Origin of the sequence: Streptomyces sp. LN549 (genome assembly GCF_043203805.1) — a bacterium.
Taxonomy (GTDB): domain Bacteria; phylum Actinomycetota; class Actinomycetes; order Streptomycetales; family Streptomycetaceae; genus Streptomyces.
In genome coordinates, this window is record NZ_JAZHRI010000002.1 from 702,684 (window position 1) to 721,447 (window position 18,764).

Genomic DNA, 18,764 nt, shown 5'->3' on the forward strand with positions numbered 1-18,764 from the left:
GCGGCTGTGCGCCGTCGCGGCCGTGCCAGGATGCGAATCGAGATCGCGGTCCTGTCCGGACCGGCGATCATCATCTTCCTGACGTTCGTGATCTTCCCGGTCGTACTCGCCGCGTTCTACGGCTTCTACCGGTGGCACGGGTACGGGGCGCCCACCGACTGGGTCGGCCTGAACAACTACAAACTGATCCTCACCGACTCCGCGTTCCAGCAAGTTCTGTGGCACAACTCCCTGATCCTGGTGCTCTCACTGGTCTTCCAGGGCCCACTCGCGATCATCCTCGCGCTCCTGCTCAACCAGAAGATCCGCGGCCGTTCGATCATCCGCGTCCTGATCTTCGTCCCCTACATCGTCTCCGAGGTCATCGTCGGCACCGGCTGGAGCCTGATGCTCCAGAGCAACGGCGCCGTCAACGACCTGCTGCAGCACGTCGGCCTGGGCTTCCTGCAGGCTGACTGGCTCTCCAACCCCGAGCTGGCCATCTGGACACTGATGGGCATCATCTCGTGGAAGTACATCGGCTTCGCGGTGATTCTGATGCTCGCCGGCCTGCAGTCGATCCCCGAGGAGCTCTTCGAGGCCGCTCAGATCGACGGCGCCTCCTACTGGCAGATCCAGCGCCGCATCACGCTGCCGCTGCTGGGGCCGACGATCCGAATCTGGGCGTTCCTCTCGATCATCGGCTCCCTGCAACTGTTCGACCTCGTCTACATCATCTGGGGTCAGTACGTCTCGGGCACTGCGGGCACCTCGACCATGGCGATCTACATGCTCGCCCAGGGCCGGAACGCGGGCAACTACGGCTACGGCAGCGCCGTAGCGGTCGTGATGTTCCTGATCTCGCTCATCGTCGCGCTGGTCTACCAGCGCTTCGTCCTGCGCCGTGACCTCCAGGGCGCCGTCACCGAAGGAGCAGCCTGATGAGCGCGACGACCGGAAACTCCTGGCTTTCCTCCGCCGTGGAACCGGGTGCGCCCATCGACCGTCGTGACAAGCCGCAGAAGTGGGGGCATCCGTTCACCTACCTGATCGCGCTGCTCTTCATCGGAGGCTGCATCGCACCGGTGCTCTATATCGTGCTCGGCGGATTCCGCACCAACTCGCAGATCACCACGAGCCCGGCCGACCTGCCGCACCCCTGGGTCGTCAGCAACTACAGCAACATCCTGAAATCGACGACGTTCTGGGGCGAATTCGCCAACTCCCTCATTGTCGCGTTCGCGAGCACCGCCGGCATCGTCGTCCTCGGCCTGATGGTGAGCTTCGTACTCGCGCGCTACGACTTCAAGTTCAAGGGCGCGATGTATTCCCTGTTCGCCGCCGGCCTGATGTTCCCCATGGTCATCGCGATCACCCCGCTGTACATCGTCATCAAGGACCTCGGCCTCGTCGACAACCTGCTCGGCGTGATCATCCCGCAGATCGCCTTCGGCCTGCCGACGACCGTCATCATCCTGGTGCCGTTCCTCAGAGCCATTCCGAATGAGATCGAGGAGGCCGCCGCGATAGACGGTGCAAGCCGACTCGGATTCTTCTTCCGCATGGTGATCCCGCTGTCGCTGCCCGGTGTCGTGACAGTCGGCATCCTTTCGTTCATCGGTAGCTGGAACAACTACGTACTGCCCCTGTACATCCTCAACTCGCAAGCGAACTTCACCCTGCCGCTCGGCGTCCAGGCGTTCTCCTCGCAGTACTCCGCGGACACCGCGAAGGTCCTCGCGTTCACCTCACTCGCAATGCTGCCCGCCCTGATCTTCTTCTCGATCTTCGAGAAACGGATCGTCGGCGGTCTCACCGGCGCTGTGAAGGGCTGAAACCGGCACCAAGATCTGCACCGGCCCGTCTCCCGCCTGCCCCTGCCCGTGCCTCCGGCACGGGCAGGGGGCCGATCGGCGGCATCGCTCAGCCCGCGGCCGCCGCGATGAGGACGGCCCTCGGCACCTCCCCGTAGCGCCGTCCCGCACATTCTCTGAACTGAGCTCCCGAAGTCAGCACCTGACCAGCACGGGAAAGTACCGTGCTGGTCGCACGCGTGACAGGGAGCCCATCCGCGCCGCCCAGGGACCGACGACTGTCCTGCAGGTGATCACTCACCGTGCCTAACTCTCCCGGCGCCGACCGATCTCCGTCGACCGATGGCCCCGCAGCGGCCACCACTCCGAGCGCGCCGGCGACACGCGAAACACATGGTGCCCCGTGCCAGAGAACCAGGGCGAGGCCACCGCACCCAAGGAATTCACGGGCTGAACGTGAACCAATCGGTCATCGATGAGCGGGCGGACTCGACCGGTATTGTCCGCTGCATCCTCGTTCGGACGAACGGGGATGCAGCGGCTCCCGGGTTGCGGGGCGGAGTCCGCTCCGGCCTCGAGTCGAGTGCGGGCAGCTCCCGGGCCGCCGTCGATCATTTCGGCCTGGCAGGCATGTCCGGGGTGTCCGATAGTGGACGAAGGGGGCCTGTCCCGAGCACTCGGAGCCGCAATGGACCGCTATCCTCCCATCGCCGAGCACGGGCTGGTGGGCGACCTGCAGACAGCGGCGCTCGTGTCGTCGCAAGGCGTCGTCGACTGGTTCGCGGCGCCCAGGTTCGATTCGCCCAGCATCTTCGCCGCGCTGCTCGACCACGACGGCGGCGGGTACCTGCGGCTTGCTCCTGAGCACCCGGACGGGACGTGCAAACAGCTCTACTACCCGGACACCGCCATCCTGGTGACCCGATTTCTGTCCCCGGACGGGGTGGGTGAGGTCCTCGACTTCATGCCGCCCGACCGAACCCGTACCGCCACCGGCCGGCACACCCTCATCCGCATGGTCCGCGTTGTGCGGGGCAGCGTCGACTTCACGCTGGAATGCCGGCCGCGTTTCGATTACGGCAGGGCCGAGCACAAGCTCGAACTCGGGCAGGACGGGGCCGTGTTCAGGTCAGCCGGGATCGACGGGTACCTGCAGACCACCTTTCCGCTGGAGCGGGACGGCCAGGACGTGCGCGGGAAGGTGACGCTGAAAGCCGGCGAGTCCGGTGGTGTCGTGTTCACCGTCTGCGAGTCAGGCGGCGACGCGCCCGTACCTCCTACCGCCGACTGGTTTCACGGGCAGTTCGAGGAGGTCAGTCAGTTCTGGCGGCACTGGTTGCGTAAGTCCCGCTACCGGGGCCGGTGGCCCGAGCTGGTACACCGCTCGGCCATCACTCTCAAGCTCCTGACCTACGCCCCCACCGGCGCGCTGATCGCGGCGGCCACCATGGGTCTGCCCGAACAGGTCGGCGGAGAGCGTAACTGGGACTACCGTTTCACCTGGGTACGTGACGGTGCGCTGTCCGTACGGGCGATGCTGGAACTCGGTTTCGTCGAGGAGGCCACCGCATTCGTCCACTGGCTGGTCGACAGGCTCCAGGAGCGCGCGGGTAAGGAAGGGGAGCCGCTCCAGACGATGTACCGGATCGACGGCAACCCAGACCTGCCGGAAGAAACACTCGATCACTTCGAGGGCTATCGCGGCTCTGCGCCCGTGCGCATCGGCAACGGCGCCGCCGACCAGCTGCAACTGGACATCTACGGCGAGGCCATCTACGCCCTGTCCCAGGGGTCCGAGATCGCGCAGCAGGCCGGCTCCAAGGGATGGAATGCGCTGGCCCGGACGCTGGACTGGTTCGCCGACGCCTGGGACCGGCCGGACGAGGGCATCTGGGAGACCAGAGGCGGCCGTCAGGACTTCACCTACAGCCGGGTCATGTCCTGGCTGGCCTTCGACCACGGGCTACAGCTCGCCGAGCGATTCCGCAGGCCCGCCGACGTGGAGCGGTGGCGCAAGGCCCGGGACGCGGTGTTCGAGCAGGTGATGGAGCGCGGCTGGAGCGAAAAGGAGGGCGCCTTCGTCCAGCACTACGACGGCGACGTGCTGGACGCCTCGCTGCTCCTCATGCCCCTGGTCGGGTTCATCGCTCCCCGGGACCAGGCCTGGCTTTCCACGCTGGATGCGATGGACCGCAAGCTCGTCTCCGACAGCCTCGTCTACCGCTACGACCCCGCCGCGTCGCCGGACGGTCTGCGCGGTTCGGAGGGCACGTTCAGCCTGTGCACCTTCCTCTACGTCGACGCTCTCGCGCGGGCGGGCCGTGTCTCCCAGGCCCGGTACACCTTCGAGAAGATGCAGACCTACGCCAACCACGTCGGCCTGTTCGCTGAGGAAGTCGGTCCCAGCGGGGAGCAACTGGGCAACTTCCCGCAGGCTTTCACCCATCTCTCCCTCATCATGGCCGCCCTCACCCTCGACAAGGCGCTCGACGCCGAGGACGGACGCTGAGCGGTGGTCACACGATCTCGCAAGGCAGAGGGTCTCACGCTGACCGCTGCGGAGTTCGCCGCGCTCTACCGACGTCTTCTGTCGGGCGCGGCCTGGGCCGGCGGCGACCGGGGTGCCCTGGTCGCCCTCACTCCCGCCCGTGTGGTGGCCGCCAGTCGTGAGGTGCGGACCGGCCGGACGGTCACACTCGCCGCACCAGTGGAGACGTCCTCGGGTCCGGACAATCCGGAGCCCGCCCGGCACAAGATGAAAGGGCACCCGGAAGACGGTGCCCCGGACGGTCTGGGGTTTGCCATGGACCGCTTCGCGATGAACGTGCACGGAGACGCCGACAGCCACATCGACGCCCTGTGCCACGTGATCTACGACGGCACTCTCCACGGCGGCGTGGCCGCGAGCAGCGTCACAGCCGACGGCGCCACGGCGCTGTCCATCGAGGCGGCGCACAACGGGATCGTCGGACGCGGCGTGCTGCTCGACATCCCCCGGCTGCGCGGAGTCCCGTGGCTCGAACCAGGTGATCACGTGACCGCCGACGACCTCGCCGCCGCCGAGACGGCCCAGGACGTCCGTGTGGGCGAGGGCGACCTCCTGTTCGTCCGCGTCGGCCACCGCCGGCGCCGCACCGAACTGGGAGCGTGGCACACCGCGGAGTGGCGTACGGGGCTTCACCCGTCCGCGATGGAGTTCCTGGCGGAGCGGCGGGTCGCTGTACTCGGCGGCGACGGCAACAACGACACGGCCCCGAGCTCCACTGAGGGCGTCGACTTCCCCGTGCACGTCCTGGCCGTCCACGCCATGGGCCTGCACCTGCTGGACTACCTCCAGTTCGAGGATCTGACGCAGGCCTGCGAGTCGGAGGGGCGTTGGTCTTTCCTGTGCGTCATCGCACCTTTGCGGCTGCCGCAGGCCACCGGCTCACCGGTCAATCCGATCGCCGTCCTCTGAGGAGCATCATGGAGACAGCCCCTGACGTGCCCACCGTTGTCGTGGTCATGGGTGTGGGGGGTTCGGGGAAGTCCACCGTGGACGTCCTGCTCGCGGAGCGGCTGGCACTGCCCTTCCTGGTGGCGGACGACCCGCACCCGGCCACGAACCGGGCCAAGATGCCGAGGGGCGGCCGCTCGACGACGAGGACCGCCGGCCGTGGCTGATGTCCCTCGCCGAGTGGCTCAAGGAGGCCACCGACTCGGGTCGGGGCGGGGTCGTGGCGTGCTCGGCTCTCAAGCAGTCGTACCGCGACCTCTTCCTGGGGGGCGGGTGACGGCGTCTGGTTCCTCCACCTGGCACTCGACCCGATGGTCGCGGAACAGCGAGTCGCGGAGCGCACAGGCCATTTCATGCCCGCCAGGCTGGAGAAGTCCCAGTACGCCGCGCTCGAACCCCTGCGGCCCGACGAGCCGGGGCTGAGGTGAACGCCGACGCCACCCAAGGCCATCGTCGACGAGGCGGCGGGCGCACTCTCGGCGCCCCGCTGAGCGCCCCTCGCACCGTCCGAACGCCGTCGACTCGCTGCTCCCAAGAGGGGCCGGTAGCTTCGAAAGGGTCACCGAAACCGATCACGCGGGCGCATCCCCCGTGCGCCGTGCCCCCGCGCCCCTCACGGCGGGCGCGACGACCAGGGCGGCCCACTATTCCAAGAACGGGATCTCCGAATGGCTGACGACCAGCACTACGACGTCATCGTCATCGGCACCGGAGCCGGTGGCGGAACTCTCGCCCACCGGCTGGCCCCCACCGGCAAGCGCGTGCTCATCCTGGAACGCGGCGACTACCTGCCACGCGAGCGGGACAACTGGGACTCCACCGCCGTCTTCGTCAAGGGCAGATATCGCGCGCCCGAGTTCTGGTACGACAAGCACGGCAACGAGTTCCCGCCGGAGGTCAACTACTACGTCGGGGGCAACACCAAGTTCTACGGCGCCGCGCTCTTCCGCCTGCGCCCCGAGGACTTCGGCGAGCTGCGCCACCACGACGGCGTCTCCCCCGCGTGGCCGATCCGCTATGAGGATCTGGAGCGGTACTACACGCAGGCGGAACAGCTCTATCTGGTGCACGGCCGGCACGGTGAGGACCCGACGGAGGGCCCTGCGAGCGGCCCGTACCCGCACCCCCCGGTGGAGCACGAGCCGCGCATTCAGCAGCTCAGCGACGACCTGGAGAAGAAGGGACTGCACCCTTTCCACCTGCCCATCGGCGTTAACCTGACGCAGGACGAGAACGGCCGGGCCACCCACGACAGCGTGTGCATCCGCTGCGACCGCGTGGACGGCTTCCCCTGTCTCCTAGGTGCGAAGTCCGACGCCCAGGTGATCTGCGTCGATCCGGCACTGACGTACGACAACGTCACCATGGTGACCGGGGCGAACGTCCGGCGTCTGGAGACTGACCCGACCGGGCGTACCGTCACCCGCGTCGTCGCCGAGCTCGGCGACGGGTCGACCGAGGGCTTCAGCGCCGACATCGTCGTCGTGGCCTGCGGAGCGGTCAACTCGGCTGCACTGCTGCTGCGTTCGGCGAACGACAAGCACCCCGGGGGGCTGGCCAACAGTTCCGACGTGGTGGGCCGCCACTACATGCGGCACAACAACCTGGCGCTGATGGCGGTGTCGAAGGAGCCGAACCCCACCAAGTTCCAGAAGACACTGGCGCTGAACGACTGGTACCTCGGGGCGGACGACTGGGACTTCCCGCTCGGCGGCATCCAGATGCTCGGCAAGTCGGACGCCGATCAGATCCACGGCGAGGCGCCGCGCTGGGCAGGCGCGGTCGCCCCGGACATGCCGTTCGAGATGCTTGCGCACCACGCCGTCGACTTCTGGCTGTGCGGCGAGGACCTTCCGCTGCCGGAGAGCCGGGTCACCCTGGACAAGGACGGCGCCATTCACCTGGCCCTCGACGAAAAGAACAACATCGCCGGGCTTAAGCGCCTCGAGCACAAGCTCCAGGGCATGCTGGGCCACCTGGGCATGCACGAGCACCACCTGCTGGACCACAGCATCTACCTCCACAAGGGCATGCCCATCGGGGCCACCGCCCACCAGGCCGGAACGATCCGGTTCGGCACGGACCCCCGCAGCTCGGCCCTGGACGTCGACTGCAAGGCACACGACCTCGACAACCTCTACGTCGTCGACACGAGCTTCTTCCCGAGCATCGGGGCGGTGAACCCGTCGCTCACCGCGATCGCCAACGCCCTGCGGGTCGGCGACCACATCGCGGCCCGGCTGGGCTGAGGCGGGCCGAGGGGCACTCGGGACCCGCGTGCCCTCATAGGTCGTCCCCGGGCGCTCGGGCCGCCCGGGTGTCGGCGTCGGTGAGCGACTCCAGCTCACCCAGGGTGTCGAGTCGGTAGAGCAGCACCAACGCCGGGCCGACCAGCACGACCGCAATGGCCGTGACGATCACCAGCCACTGCAGGGTTGCGGAGGCGCCTGCCGCATCGGTCACGGTCAACGAGGTGGGCAGCAGGTAGGGCCGCTGGGCGAAGCCCCAGGCGAGGACGGTGAGGGCCACGCTCGCCGCCGATGTGTATCGGGTCCAGCGGTAAGAGCGGCGCAGCAGGAAGAACACCGTGGCCAGGCCGAAGACCCCGGCCAGGACGACCAGCAGCAGTCCCAGGCCGCCGGTCAGGCCGTCCCAGACGTACCGGGCGTCGTCGTGGGTGACGGGCAGGGCGATGAGCGCGAGGACGACGACCGCGGCGAAGGCGAGCAGTGCGCGCAGGCGGAAGTAGTCGACGAGATCGTCCGCGTCGAACCGGCGGGCGTCGGAGCAGAGGTACACCGCCCCGAGGAACGCGGTGGCGGCGACGGCCAGCAGACCCGTGAGGGCCGAGGTCGGGTTGGCCCAGGCGTCCGCGGAGGCGGTCGTCCCGACCTCGACCCGGCCGGCGGCGATGCCACCGAGCACCGCCCCGAGGAAGAAGGGGGTGACGAGCGACGAGACGGCGAAGGCCGCTCCGTAGATCCGTCGTCGGGCGAGTCGCCGGGTGGGCTTGCGCAGGGCGAATCCGGCACCCCGGAGCACCAGGCCGACGGCCGCGAGGGCGAGGGGCAGCCACATCGCCTCGAAGACAGCCTGGAACATGGTCGGGAAGCCGGTCCACATGATGACGAAGACGAAGATCAGCCAGACGTTGTTGGCCTCCCAGACCGGCGCCATCGCGTGGTCGATGAGCCACCGGGGCCGTTTGCCGCGCTCCGCGCCACCGGCCAGGAGGTCCCAGAACCCCGCGCCGTAGTCCGTGCCCCCACCGCAGGCGTACGCGGCGATGACGACCACCAGCACCCAGGCGATGAACTCGGCCATCAGGACGCACCACCCGAGGTTCGGTCGGAGCCCGCAACGGCCCCGTGCTCGGCCCTGGGTCCGTACGGTGTGTCCGCCTCCGGGGCCGGTGGGCCGTGCACGGCGGTTGGAGCCTCGTCGGCGATGCGCCAGCGGGTGCGCATCTTCAGGATGACCGTGAGGAACGCGCCGATCACCAGCGCGTACACGACGATGACGATGCCGAGCATCGACCACAGCGATCCGGCGCCGGTGTCGGTCACCGCTTCCGAGACCCGCATGTGGTTGTAGACGATCCAGGGCTGGCGGCCCACTTCGGTGGTGATCCAGCCGCACTCCACGGTCAGCAGGCAGGCGCCTCCCGCGAGCGCCGCGCAGCGGAAGAACCAGCGGCTGCGGGGCAGGTCCCGGTGCCTCAGCCAGGCCCAGGCGTACCAGAGTGCGAGCAGGATCAGCAGGCTGCCGACGGTCACCATGATGTCGAAGGCCCAGTGAGCGATGGTGGCCTGGACGGCGGTGGGCCGGTCGGAGGCGGGCACCGCGGTCAGCCCTGTCACCTGGGTGCTGGGCTTGAATCCGGCGAGGATCGAGTCCAGCTGCGGGATCTTGATCCCTCCGGAGACCGTCCCGTCCTCGTCCAACCGGCCGAACAGGTACTCCGGTACGTGGGTGTCGGTCTTCCAGACGAGTTCGGTGGCCGCGAACTTGACCGGCTGCTTGTGGAAGACCGCGCGAGCGGTGGCGTCTCCGACCATGAACTGGACCGGAGTGAGGATGGTCGCGACGGTGAACGGCAGGGTGAAGCCGAGCCGGTGGTACCGGTCGCGGCGGCCGCGCAGCCAGCCGACCGCGTAGACCCCCGCGACCACGAATCCGGCTGTCATGAACATCGCGACCACGAAGTGCCAGTACTGCGGGCCGAACATGGGGGTGAAGATCGCCTGTCGGACGTCGACGTCGACGGGGTTCCCCGCGGAGTCGAGTTTGAAGCCCTGTGGGGTGTTCATCCAGGAGTTGGCCGCGATGATGCCGAAGGCCCCCATCAGGGCCGCCAGGGGAAGCGGAGCCCCGAGCCAGAAGTGGGTCCAGGGCTTGAGTCGGCGCCACCCGTAGAGATAGATCGCGATCAGCACGGCTTCCAGGAAGAAGGCCCAGGCCTCGACGCCGAAACCGAGTCCGAAGACATCGCCCCAGCGCCCCATCATGCCGGGCCACAGCAGCCCGAGCTCGAAGGACAGCACCGTTCCGGTGACGACGCCGACGGCGAACTGCACGGCCATCACCGCCGACCAGCGCCGGGCCAGTTTGAGTGCGACGGGGTCGTTGCGGCGCAATCCCCGGTAATGCATCAGCAGCGTGATGGCCGGCAGCGCCACTCCGAACGGCACCAGGAGGATGTGCGAGCCCAGGGTGAAGGCCATCAGCTCACGGGCCGGCAGGAGCTGGGACGGCGGGTCCACCGCTTGGATCACATTGCTGAGCATGTGTGCCTCGAAGGTTTGCCCCACCGAGGGCGGGGAGAGCGGAGACCTGATAACACGACGTACGACCGGGATGATCGCGATTGAAGAGCAGGCCCGTGGGCCGTCGACGCCCTGACGGCAGGCGGCTCGACGGCCACAGGCGGCGCACCCGAGTTCAGCCTCCGGTCGCGAAGCCCGGGAAGAGGGTCATGCCGCCGTCGACGTACAGCGTGGCCCCCACGACGTAGTCGAGCAGGTCGGAGGCGACGGCGACGACCGCGTTGGCGATGTCGTCGGGGTCGCCCACCCGGCGGTACGGGATGAGGCGCAGGAGGTCGGCCTCGGCCTCGGGGGTGGACCAGGCATCGCGGTTGATCGGGGTGCGGACCGCGCCCGGGGCGATCGCGTTCACGCGGATCCGGTGGGGGGCGAGCTCCTGGGCGAGCGTCTGCATCAGCATCCCCACACCGCCCTTGGAGGAGGCGTAGTTCACGTGCCCGGACCAGGGAACGATCTGGTGGACCGAACTCATGCAGACGATCTTCCCCGCCGACCGGGAGACCTCCTCCACCACACCGCGATGGATGAACTCTTTGGCCGCTTCCCGCGCGCACAGGAACTGGCCGGTCAGATTGACGTCGATGACCTTCTGCCACTGGGCGAGGGTCATCTCCGTCACCGGCGAGTCCCGCTGGAGACCGGCGTTGGCGACCATGATGTCGATGGTGCCGAACTCTTCGACCATGCGGGCCACCATCGCGACGACCTGCTCCTCGTCGGACACGTCGGCCTCGTGGGCGTAGGCGCGGACACCGAACTCCTTGATCCGCGCCACGACCTTCTCGGCCTCGTCGGCGCCGACGACGTAGTTCACGACCACGTCCGCACCCGCCCGGCCCAGAGCGACGGCGGTCGCCAGGCCGATGCCCGAGTTGGCACCGGTCACGAGCGCCTTCTGGCCGGTGAGCAGTTGTACGGACGGGGAGGCGGGGCTGTCGTCGCCACCAGTTGCCACGGGCTCTCCTTGCAATGTTTCACCAGGGCGTGTGTGCCGGAAGGGTGGCGCAGAGGAACGGCAACCGCCGCACCCCCGGCGCCAAGACTCAAGCACCGCGGGCAGCGCGGGAGACACACCGGCGCGCCCGGCGTCCGTATTCGGCTCGGCTCCTCACACGATCGGCCCAGGGCGTTCGCCCGCCGCGGCGTGGCTTTGGACGCCGGTCGCAGGAACCCCGACCTCGACAACTGCGACCTCGTGGACCCGGGCTTCTTCGTCACATCGGCGCCGTGAACCCGGTCCGGTCATCCCCTGGGAACCGTATGGCCGACGCTCGCGGATGCCTGGACGGCCATAGTGACGCACTATGACTTTCCCGTGCGCGCAGGCGGCTGCCTCGTGGACGAGAACTCAGACATCTCCCCACGCTGACGTTGCACTTCATCTCACTCAGCCTCGCACGAGGGTGAGCGGTGTTCGTAGCGATCGACGCCCTCGTCATCTCCCGGCCCCTGCCTCCATACGCCCGGGGGCCTGGTCGTAGGCTCGGGACATGGTGGGTACGCAGTCGGACGGGGCCGCGCGGGGACCGGGTCGCCCTCGGGAGGAACGGGTCACCGGAGCCGTTCTCCGTGCGGTCGTGGACATGGTCCACGAGCAGGGGATCGCCGCGGTCACGATGGACGCCGTCGCCGCACGGGCCGGAGTGAGCAAGCCCGCCATCTACCGCCGGTGGCCCACCAAGCAGGATCTGATCATCGCCGCCGCGGAGACCCGCATCGGCATCCTGTCGGTGCCCGACCTGGGCGACTTCCGGGCGGAGCTCCACTTTGTCCTCACCGCTCGGCTGGAGGCCTACCGGCTGCCGGGTACGGACCGGCTGATCGCGGGCCTGATCGGGGCGGCGGCCGAGAACGGGGCGGTGCGCGGCGTAGCGGGTGTCTGTAGACATGTGTGTTCCAGTTCCGGTCGATTGCCGAGGGCTGTCGGGACTGCAGAGCGGCTCCGCCGCCGCGTTCCTGTCGGCGGCGCCAGCCTCCGCCGACCCATGTGGTTGACGTGTTAACCAAACACTACGACTGGCTGGTTAACGTGTCAACCAAAGCGTTAGGGTGGACTTCATGGATGAACCGCGATGGCTGGACGAGCGTGAACAGCGGGCTTGGCGCAGCCTCATGAAGATGCAGGACGGCCTGTCCGCATACATCGAGCGGCAGCTGCGCACCCACAGCGGGCTGTCCGCCTCCGACTACCAGGTGCTGGCTCACCTGTCCGAGGCACCCGAGGGGCGCCTGAGGTCGTTCGCACTCGGGGATGTGCTGCGATGGGAGAAGAGTCGCCTGTCGCAGCATCTGACCCGCATGCAGAACCGCGACCTCATCCGCCGCGAGCGATGCGAGACCGACCAGCGAGGGGCAGTCGTGGTCATCACCGAACACGGCCGCACCCTCGTCGAGGCAGCCGCCCCGCTCCACCTGGCTGACGTACGCAATGCGCTGATCGACCACGTGACCCCTGCACAGATGGACCTCCTGATCGAATTGGGGGACCAGGTGGAGGCGCGACTCGCCGTGGTCGATCAGAAGCCGGAATGAGCCCTTGCGTACCCGCCGGGCTGACGCCAACAGTGCCGTCGGAGTCTCACCCGGGGTGTTGATGAGGCCCGGCGTCGAACTTCTTCGCAATCTCGGGGACAGGAACTCCCTTGTCCTTCAGCGCGACGGCGAAGATCAGCATGTTGTCGTCGATGACCTTCGGGCGCCCGCCGTGGTTGCCCTTGGAGGCGGCGATGACCTGGCCTTCGAGTGTCTTCTCCCGGATGTAGTTTCGCTCGATCTATCCGGCTACGGCGAGCACGGCGAAGAACATTGCGCCCATGCCGTTGGGGTCGTAGATCCCGGCCAGAGGGCCGGTGAGGAGTTCGAGCTGTCTGCCGCCGGCCTGGAGTTCGGCGGCCAGCGTCCTCAGCTCGGCCGCGTTCCTGGCCAGGCGCTTGAGCTCGTGCACCGTGCGGATGACGGGTGTCTCGGGGGCGGCCTCCTTGAACTGGTGGGCCGGCCTGAGCGCCTTCTCCAGTTCCGGCCGGACCTTGATGCGGGTGTTGATCTGCTCCTTGAAGACCTTGTGGCACTCGGCGCGGTGGAGGGCTTCGAGCTGGCTCACCAGCTCCTGCCGGGCGGTCGACGTCCGGGCGTCCCCCAATGCGGAGCGGTCGCTCGGTGCGGGGTACGGGCACAACGGCGAGCGCCGGGCCCTGCTTCCACGCGCGGCCGGGGAGCCGGTCGGCGGGGACGAGGATCTCCAGTTCCTCGCGGAGCGCGGGAACGAGGACGCACCTCGGGGTGTGGTACTTCGCGGTGGTCTTCCCGCCTCGGGTACGACAGGCGCCGCCGGCGGGCGCGTCACAGTTCGGGCAGTCGTGACGTTCTACTGCCAACGCGGCCTGAGCGGGTGTGAGATCAATGGCGGCAGCCTCTCAGAAGCGCCTCGCACAACGTGCGGGTTTCGAGAGGACTTTTGCGAACGACGACCTGCGGAAACGGGTCGGCTCCCGGGTCTCTCGCAGAAATCTCACAGATGACCGTCTATGAGAGGCATGGTGCTGCCGCAGTCAGCGCACCAGGGGGAGGAAGATCGTGTCGACGATCTCTTCGAGGACGTGGTCGGGCACGGGGGCGAAGGTCGTGAGGAATTCGTGGCGCAGCAGGTCGAAGGGGAGTGACTTGATGCGTTCGGTGAGGAGTTCCGGTTTGATCTCGCCGCGTTCGACGGCGCGGTCGAAGAGTACGTCGACGGCTTCCTTGCGCCCTGTCAGGGTGGGGTCGACGAGGTCGCCGGGGCTGGTTCCGGTCTCCCGGTAGTAGCTGGCCAAGTTCACGCTCATGACGGTGACGAGTTGGAGGCGGGTGGCGCTGATCTCCCGCATGAGGGTGAGAACGTCCTCCCGCAGGCTTCCGGTGTCGGGAACGTCGTGGATGTGTTTGCGCAGGACGTGGGGGATGGTCGCCCGGACGAGTGCGTCGCGGTCGGACCATCGGCGGTAGAGGACCGTAGGGCTGGTGCCCGCGCGCTTGACGACGGCGTCCATGGTGAACCGGGCGTAGCCGTTGTCGGCGAGTTCTTCCCAGGCCGCGTCGAGCAGTGCCTTCTCCAGTGCCGCTCCGCGGCGTCGCTCGGCCATCCGAACCCCTCGCATCCGTTAGATAGACTTGCCTATCTAATCCTAGCGGCCTAGCCTGATCCCGATAAGATAGAGCTGTCTATCCTAAGGGAGCGTTCATGAACGCCAAGGGTGCCAAGCCACCTTTTGTCGCCGCAGACGCCGACCAGATCGACCCAGCCCTGCGACGTCTGACCTACACCTTGATCATCGGTGCACTCGCCGTCATCTTCGACACCACGATCATGAGCGTCGCCATCGACGGCCTCGCCGGGCAGCTCCACACGTCGCTCAGTACCACCCAGTGGGTGACCACCGCCTACCTGCTGGCCTTGTCCGCCACGATGCCGGCAGTCGGATGGGCTCAGTCGGTCCTGGGCGGCAAACGCCTGTGGATCGCCAGCCTGGGCATGTTCTTCATCGGGTCGCTGCTGTGCGCCGGAGCGTGGAACATCCAGAGCCTGATCGCCTTCCGGGTGGTCCAGGGCATCGGCGGCGGCACGATGATGGTGCTGATGTTCACCCTGGTCATGCAGGCGGCCCAGGGCTGCAACATCGGCAAGGTCATGTCCCTGATCACCGTGCCCACCGCCCTGGGCCCGATCATCGGCCCAGTCGTCGGCGGTGCCATCCTGCACCTGGGCGACTGGCGCTGGATCTTCCTCTTCAACGTTCCCTTCTGCGTCGTCGGCGGCTGCCTCGCCTCGCGCAACCTTCCCGAAGACGAACCCCGGCCCGGCACCCGCCCCCGCCCCCGCCTGGACACTGTGGGCATGCTGCTGCTCTCACCCGGCATCGCCGCCGTCATCTACGGCCTGACACAACTCTCCCGATTCGACGGCCTGGCCAGCCTCAGGGTGGCCCTGCCCCTGATCGCCGGGGTGGCCCTGCTCGCCGGATACGCCTTCTGGGCACTGCGGCGCGGACCGGACGCCCTGCTCGACATCCGGCTGCTGCGCCACCGCGCCCTGGCCTCATCCTCGGCGCTGGTGTTCCTGACCGGCGCCGCCCTGTACGGGACCATGCTCCTGCTGCCGCTGTACTGGCAGCAGGTACGCGGCGAATCCGCCCTGGGCGCCGCACTGCTGCTCATCCCGACGGGCGTGGGCGCCCTCCTCTCCCGTGCTCTGGCCGGCCGATACATGGACCGCTTCGGCTCGCGCCCCGTCGCCGTCGCCGCCTTCGCCCTCACCTTCGCGGCCACCGTGCCGTTCGGCTTCGTCACCGCCTCCACGAGCAACATCGCGCTGATGGCCGTGCTGTTCGTGCGCGGACTCGGGCTGGGAGGGGCCATGATCGCGATCACGGGCGCAGCCTTCGTCGGACTGGAACGCGAGGAGATCCCGGCCGCCTCCAGCATCAGCCGAGTCGCCCAGCAGGTCGGCGGTTCCGTGGGCATCGCGGTCTTGGTCGTGATCCTGCAACGTGCCACAGCCGGCGTCCACACGCCCGCTGCCCTGGCCTCCGGATTCGGTGAGGCCTTCTGGTGGTCCACCGCGTTCACCGCCGCGGCCGTTCCGCTGTGCCTCCTGCTGCCGGGCCGCCCCAGCCCGAAACCGGAGGTCCAGGACACTGCGCTCGCCGTAGAACCCACCGAAGCCTGAACGATCGGGGCGTCCCTGGTCGGAGTGCTCGAACAGGACCTTGGCTCTCTCCGGTCCAGCCTCATCTCCGGGAGCCGTCAGTCCTCCGCGCCGTCCTCGTCGTCTTCGAGTCAGGCCGAGTCTGGGTCCGCAGCGGGCGCAGGGTGCCGCCCGCCGGCTGGGTGGTGGTGAAGCTGTAGCGGCCCAGGACGTTGAGGTTCTTGTGTTTGAGCGGGGAGAGGCGTGCCACGTCCTCGTCGCGGATCTCGTGGCCCTCGGCGCGGAGCTGGGCGACGGCGGCATCGATGTACCTGGTCGTCCATAGCACTACCCGCATGCAGAACGAGCCCCAGCGAGCCGAACTGATCTTCCATGCCCTCCCGGTATGCCTGTCGGGTAGCGGCGGCGCGTTGCCACGCCGCCGCCCCCTAAGTACCGTGCGGGCGGGTTGGCCCCGAGCACGGCTCAAGCAGGCCCTGTGGCTCGCTGGCAGGCAGAAGTGCGGCCCCTTGCCGGTGGCGGCGATGAGCCGTCGTCGGCAGGGGCGGCGTGCAACAGGAGAGTCCCGCAGAGCGGACAACGGCCGTTCTGGCGGTTGAGCAGGTGCCAGTCGGTCTTGTCAATCAGCGGGATCACCTCTTTGCGTCGCCGCCGGGCCCAGTACTCGGTCAGTGCCAGGTCGTCCGGAGACGCCCCGAGCTTGACCAGCTGGTTCCGGACGATCTCCGTCCACGCGAACTCGGGGAGGAACCGTTCGCTGCCGTGGTCTCCGAAGACCACCGGTCACCCCGCGGGGGGTTGAACGCTCCAAAGTAACGGTGCACGATCCAGTCCCTCGGCTTGTTCGCGTGTTCGTGCTTGGCCCACTTGTAGGCGAGCTGCCACACGTAGAAGTCCAGCGAATGAAGACCCGGCTGGACGCCCCGATCGGAAGTAAGCGACCCAGCCCCTAATGATCGGAGACACGGGCCTGATCACCGCCTCGGCGTTGGACCCGCGCAGGTCCCACATCTCGGCGGCGAGCCGTTTCCGGATCAGTTTCACGGACGCCTTGCTGGGCTTGATCAGCCGCTTTCCGCTGCGATACAGCCAGTACTTCGCCACCGTGGAGAACAACAACGCCTTCTACCACCTGCCCACGCCACGGACGTCTTCGCCTCTTGGCAGGAGCGGGCGCCTGCCGGGTTCGTGATGGCGGTGAAGGCCAGCCGCTACCTGACCCATATGAAGCGGCTGCGCGATCCCGGAGAGCCGTGCAGCGGCTGGTGGGCCGGGCCGCGGGTCTCAGCGGGCGGCTGGGGCCGGTTCTGCTGCAACTGCCTTCGCAATTCCGGGCGGACATTCAGGCTCTGGACGCCTGCCTGAGCTGCTTTCCCGACTCGGTCCGGGTGGCCATCGAGTTCCGCCACCCGCCGTGGTGGGCAGAGGAACCGGTGCTGCGGGCGGTGCTGGAACGGCACGGCAGCGCTCCGTGCTGGGCGGATCGGGGGTCCCGGCCGGTTACTCCGCTGTGGCGGACCTCGTCGGGGGGTATGTGCGGTTTCACGGCGGCACGGCAAAGCCGCCACCGAGCTACGGACGCCAGGCGTTGATGTCCTGGGCGCGGCGCATCGCCGACGTTTGGCCCGACGAGGGCGACGTCTACGTGTACTTCAACAATGACCTGGGCGGCGCGGCTGTCGCGGACGCGGCGAAGTTCGCGCGGGCGGCCGCCGCGCTGGGCCGGACGGTGAGCCGTGCGCCCGGGTGATGCGCCCGGTTCCGGCGGGAGCGGACGCTTACCGACAGCTCCAGGTCTGCGAGGTGCATGGTGCGGAGGTGACCGGGTTTACGGGCTGGCCATCCGGGGTCGCCGGTGGCGGCGAAGCGGATCCAGCTCCGGTGCAGCCGTTGCGCCAGGCCGGCGGGTGGGAGCACGGTGCCGAGCAGTATGGATCGCCGACCACCCCACCCGCCAGGCGACTGCCGACATGCCGTCCAGGGCCGGCCTGAGAGGGCCGTGTCCCCCGTGCGAGCTACGTGCAGCTGTCCTCCCTGGGGTGACGATTACGTGCGGCTGGATCCCTAACGTGGGCACAGCCGCGGCGCTCCTGGCGCGGATCCAGTGAAGGAGTCTCATGAGAATCGTCTGGCAACTTGTGGCCGTCTTGGCTATCGCCCTGATCGGCAACCAGGCTGCTGCCGCGGCGCAGGGGAATCCGTGGCTCAGCCTTGGCCTCGGCGCCCTGACAGCCGTGCTCGGCGTGCTGGTTTACAGGTGGGTGGTGGGGCGGACCGAGCGGCGGCCGGTCACGGAGTTGGCCCGGAAGGGTGCCGTGGGAGCAGGGGCGCGGGGGGTGCTGATCGGCCTCGCGTTGTTCGGGGTCGTGATCGTGAACGTGGCCTCCGCCGCGGAGTACAAGCTCGACGGCCTGGGTTCGGTGACGGGCGCGATAACACTGTTCGGCGTGATGACCGCTGCCGCCGTGTCGGAGGAACTGTTGTTCCGTGGGATCCTGTTCCGGATCATCGAAGAACGCGCCGGCAGCTGGATCGCGCTGGCGCTGACGGGTCTGCTGTTCGGTCTGTTGCACCTGGTCAACCCGGACGCCACTCTGTGGGGTGCCATCGCCATCGCCATCGAGGCCGGAGGCATGCTCGCCGCCGCGTACGTGGCAACGCGCAAGCTGTGGCTGCCGATCGGGCTGCACTTCGGCTGGAACTTCGCCGAGTCCGGCATCTTCAGCGCCGGGATCTCGGGTACCGACACCCAGCAGGGGCTGCTGGACTTTGAGATCTCCGGCCCGCAGCTGATCACCGGGGGCGACTTCGGCCCGGAGGGCAGCGTGTACTCGGTGGTGTGGGGCGTGCTGTTGACGATCGTGTTCATGTGGCTGGCCCACCGGCGCGGACATGTGGTGCCCCGTCGTCGGCGCGTCGGCCGGGGCGAGGCCGCCGCTACACTCCCCCAGTGACCGATCTGCGAAAGT

16 protein-coding genes and 2 pseudogenes are annotated in these 18,764 nt (G+C 68.2%); 11 read left to right on the plus strand and 7 right to left on the minus strand.

All coding sequences use genetic code 11. The features are described from left to right. The first annotated feature begins 30 nt into the window (after window positions 1-30). The 6 genes from SH922_RS03175 to SH922_RS03200 all read left to right on the plus strand — a co-directional run bounded on the left by SH922_RS03175 (window position 31) and on the right by SH922_RS03200 (window position 7,538). Window positions 31-921, plus strand: a complete 891-nt coding sequence (locus SH922_RS03175) for a carbohydrate ABC transporter permease (RefSeq protein WP_393054435.1) — start codon at window positions 31-33, stop codon at window positions 919-921. After that, complete coding sequence (locus tag SH922_RS03180) at window positions 921-1,814, plus strand: carbohydrate ABC transporter permease (RefSeq protein ID WP_393054437.1); 894 nt, start codon at window positions 921-923, stop codon at window positions 1,812-1,814. The genes SH922_RS03175 and SH922_RS03180 overlap by 1 nt, the downstream gene beginning before the upstream one ends. A gap of 667 nt (window positions 1,815-2,481) precedes the next feature. Continuing rightward, window positions 2,482-4,302 carry a glycoside hydrolase family 15 protein gene (locus tag SH922_RS03185; RefSeq protein ID WP_393054439.1) on the plus strand — a complete coding sequence of 607 codons (1,821 nt, stop codon included), beginning with the start codon at window positions 2,482-2,484 and terminating at the stop codon, window positions 4,300-4,302. A gap of 3 nt (window positions 4,303-4,305) precedes the next feature. Further along, complete coding sequence (locus SH922_RS03190; RefSeq protein ID WP_393054441.1) at window positions 4,306-5,250, plus strand: cyclase family protein; 945 nt, start codon at window positions 4,306-4,308, stop codon at window positions 5,248-5,250. 8 nt (window positions 5,251-5,258) lie between these two features. Beyond that, the gene (locus tag SH922_RS03195) at window positions 5,259-5,456 is read left to right on the plus strand and encodes a hypothetical protein (RefSeq protein ID WP_393054443.1); all 198 of its coding nucleotides are present in this window, start codon (window positions 5,259-5,261) and stop codon (window positions 5,454-5,456) included. 501 nt (window positions 5,457-5,957) lie between these two features. Next, window positions 5,958-7,538 carry a GMC oxidoreductase gene (locus SH922_RS03200; protein WP_393054445.1) on the plus strand — a complete coding sequence of 527 codons (1,581 nt, stop codon included), beginning with the start codon at window positions 5,958-5,960 and terminating at the stop codon, window positions 7,536-7,538. Window positions 7,539-7,572: 34 nt separating this feature from the next. On the opposite strand, the gene SH922_RS03205 is transcribed toward SH922_RS03200, so the two are convergent. From SH922_RS03205 to SH922_RS03215, 3 genes are all read right to left on the minus strand, one after another. Continuing rightward, window positions 7,573-8,613 carry a cytochrome d ubiquinol oxidase subunit II gene (locus SH922_RS03205; protein WP_393054447.1) on the minus strand — a complete coding sequence of 347 codons (1,041 nt, stop codon included), beginning with the start codon at window positions 8,611-8,613 and terminating at the stop codon, window positions 7,573-7,575. Further along, window positions 8,613-10,076: a cytochrome ubiquinol oxidase subunit I gene (locus SH922_RS03210; protein ID WP_393054449.1), complete on the minus strand. Its 1,464-nt coding sequence runs from the start codon at window positions 10,074-10,076 to the stop codon at window positions 8,613-8,615. The genes SH922_RS03205 and SH922_RS03210 overlap by 1 nt, the downstream gene beginning before the upstream one ends. A gap of 154 nt (window positions 10,077-10,230) precedes the next feature. Further along, window positions 10,231-11,070 (minus strand): SDR family oxidoreductase, encoded by an 840-nt coding sequence (locus SH922_RS03215; RefSeq protein WP_393054451.1) that lies wholly within the window; start codon window positions 11,068-11,070, stop codon window positions 10,231-10,233. 535 nt (window positions 11,071-11,605) lie between these two features. On the opposite strand from SH922_RS03215, the gene SH922_RS03220 reads away from it, so the two are divergent. After that, complete coding sequence (locus tag SH922_RS03220) at window positions 11,606-12,118, plus strand: TetR/AcrR family transcriptional regulator (RefSeq protein WP_393054453.1); 513 nt, start codon at window positions 11,606-11,608, stop codon at window positions 12,116-12,118. A gap of 55 nt (window positions 12,119-12,173) precedes the next feature. Then, entirely contained in the window at window positions 12,174-12,647 is a 474-nt protein-coding gene (locus tag SH922_RS03225; protein WP_393054455.1) for a MarR family winged helix-turn-helix transcriptional regulator, read from the plus strand. 241 nt (window positions 12,648-12,888) lie between these two features. On the opposite strand, the gene SH922_RS03230 is transcribed toward SH922_RS03225, so the two are convergent. Continuing rightward, window positions 12,889-13,458, minus strand: a complete 570-nt coding sequence (locus SH922_RS03230; RefSeq protein WP_393054457.1) for a recombinase family protein — start codon at window positions 13,456-13,458, stop codon at window positions 12,889-12,891. 205 nt (window positions 13,459-13,663) lie between these two features. Further along, window positions 13,664-14,233, minus strand: a complete 570-nt coding sequence (locus SH922_RS03235; RefSeq protein WP_393054459.1) for a TetR/AcrR family transcriptional regulator — start codon at window positions 14,231-14,233, stop codon at window positions 13,664-13,666. A 98-nt stretch (window positions 14,234-14,331) separates the two neighbouring features. On the opposite strand from SH922_RS03235, the gene SH922_RS03240 reads away from it, so the two are divergent. Further along, window positions 14,332-15,816: an MDR family MFS transporter gene (locus SH922_RS03240; RefSeq protein WP_393054461.1), complete on the plus strand. Its 1,485-nt coding sequence runs from the start codon at window positions 14,332-14,334 to the stop codon at window positions 15,814-15,816. 61 nt (window positions 15,817-15,877) lie between these two features. On the opposite strand, the pseudogene SH922_RS03245 reads toward SH922_RS03240, so the two are convergent. Beyond that, window positions 15,878-16,187 (minus strand): annotated as a pseudogene (locus SH922_RS03245) (Tn3 family transposase); the annotation flags it as partial. Between the two features lie 391 nt (window positions 16,188-16,578). Further along, window positions 16,579-16,806, minus strand: coding sequence for a group II intron maturase-specific domain-containing protein (locus SH922_RS03250; RefSeq protein ID WP_393054463.1), 228 nt, complete (start codon window positions 16,804-16,806; stop codon window positions 16,579-16,581). Window positions 16,807-16,828: 22 nt separating this feature from the next. Between SH922_RS03250 and SH922_RS03255 the strand changes: the two are divergent. Then, a pseudogene (locus tag SH922_RS03255) lies at window positions 16,829-17,545 on the plus strand (DUF72 domain-containing protein). Window positions 17,546-17,912: 367 nt separating this feature from the next. After that, window positions 17,913-18,749: a CPBP family intramembrane glutamic endopeptidase gene (locus tag SH922_RS03260; protein ID WP_393054465.1), complete on the plus strand. Its 837-nt coding sequence runs from the start codon at window positions 17,913-17,915 to the stop codon at window positions 18,747-18,749. The last annotated feature ends 15 nt before the right edge of the window (window positions 18,750-18,764 follow it).

Coding starts and splice junctions, on each gene's coding strand:
- SH922_RS03210 (WP_393054449.1), bottom strand. CDS start 10,076: ATGCTCAGCAATGTGATCCAAGCGGTGGACCCGCCGTCCCAGCTCCTG.
- SH922_RS03225 (WP_393054455.1), top strand. CDS start 12,174: ATGGATGAACCGCGATGGCTGGACGAGCGTGAACAGCGGGCTTGGCGC.
- SH922_RS03250 (WP_393054463.1), bottom strand. CDS start 16,806: ATGTGGGACCTGCGCGGGTCCAACGCCGAGGCGGTGATCAGGCCCGTG.
- SH922_RS03220 (WP_393054453.1), top strand. CDS start 11,606: ATGGTGGGTACGCAGTCGGACGGGGCCGCGCGGGGACCGGGTCGCCCT.
- SH922_RS03235 (WP_393054459.1), bottom strand. CDS start 14,233: ATGGCCGAGCGACGCCGCGGAGCGGCACTGGAGAAGGCACTGCTCGAC.
- SH922_RS03185 (WP_393054439.1), top strand. CDS start 2,482: ATGGACCGCTATCCTCCCATCGCCGAGCACGGGCTGGTGGGCGACCTG.
- SH922_RS03175 (WP_393054435.1), top strand. CDS start 31: ATGCGAATCGAGATCGCGGTCCTGTCCGGACCGGCGATCATCATCTTC.
- SH922_RS03205 (WP_393054447.1), bottom strand. CDS start 8,613: ATGGCCGAGTTCATCGCCTGGGTGCTGGTGGTCGTCATCGCCGCGTAC.
- SH922_RS03260 (WP_393054465.1), top strand. CDS start 17,913: ATGAGAATCGTCTGGCAACTTGTGGCCGTCTTGGCTATCGCCCTGATC.
- SH922_RS03180 (WP_393054437.1), top strand. CDS start 921: ATGAGCGCGACGACCGGAAACTCCTGGCTTTCCTCCGCCGTGGAACCG.
- SH922_RS03195 (WP_393054443.1), top strand. CDS start 5,259: ATGGAGACAGCCCCTGACGTGCCCACCGTTGTCGTGGTCATGGGTGTG.
- SH922_RS03240 (WP_393054461.1), top strand. CDS start 14,332: ATGAACGCCAAGGGTGCCAAGCCACCTTTTGTCGCCGCAGACGCCGAC.
- SH922_RS03200 (WP_393054445.1), top strand. CDS start 5,958: ATGGCTGACGACCAGCACTACGACGTCATCGTCATCGGCACCGGAGCC.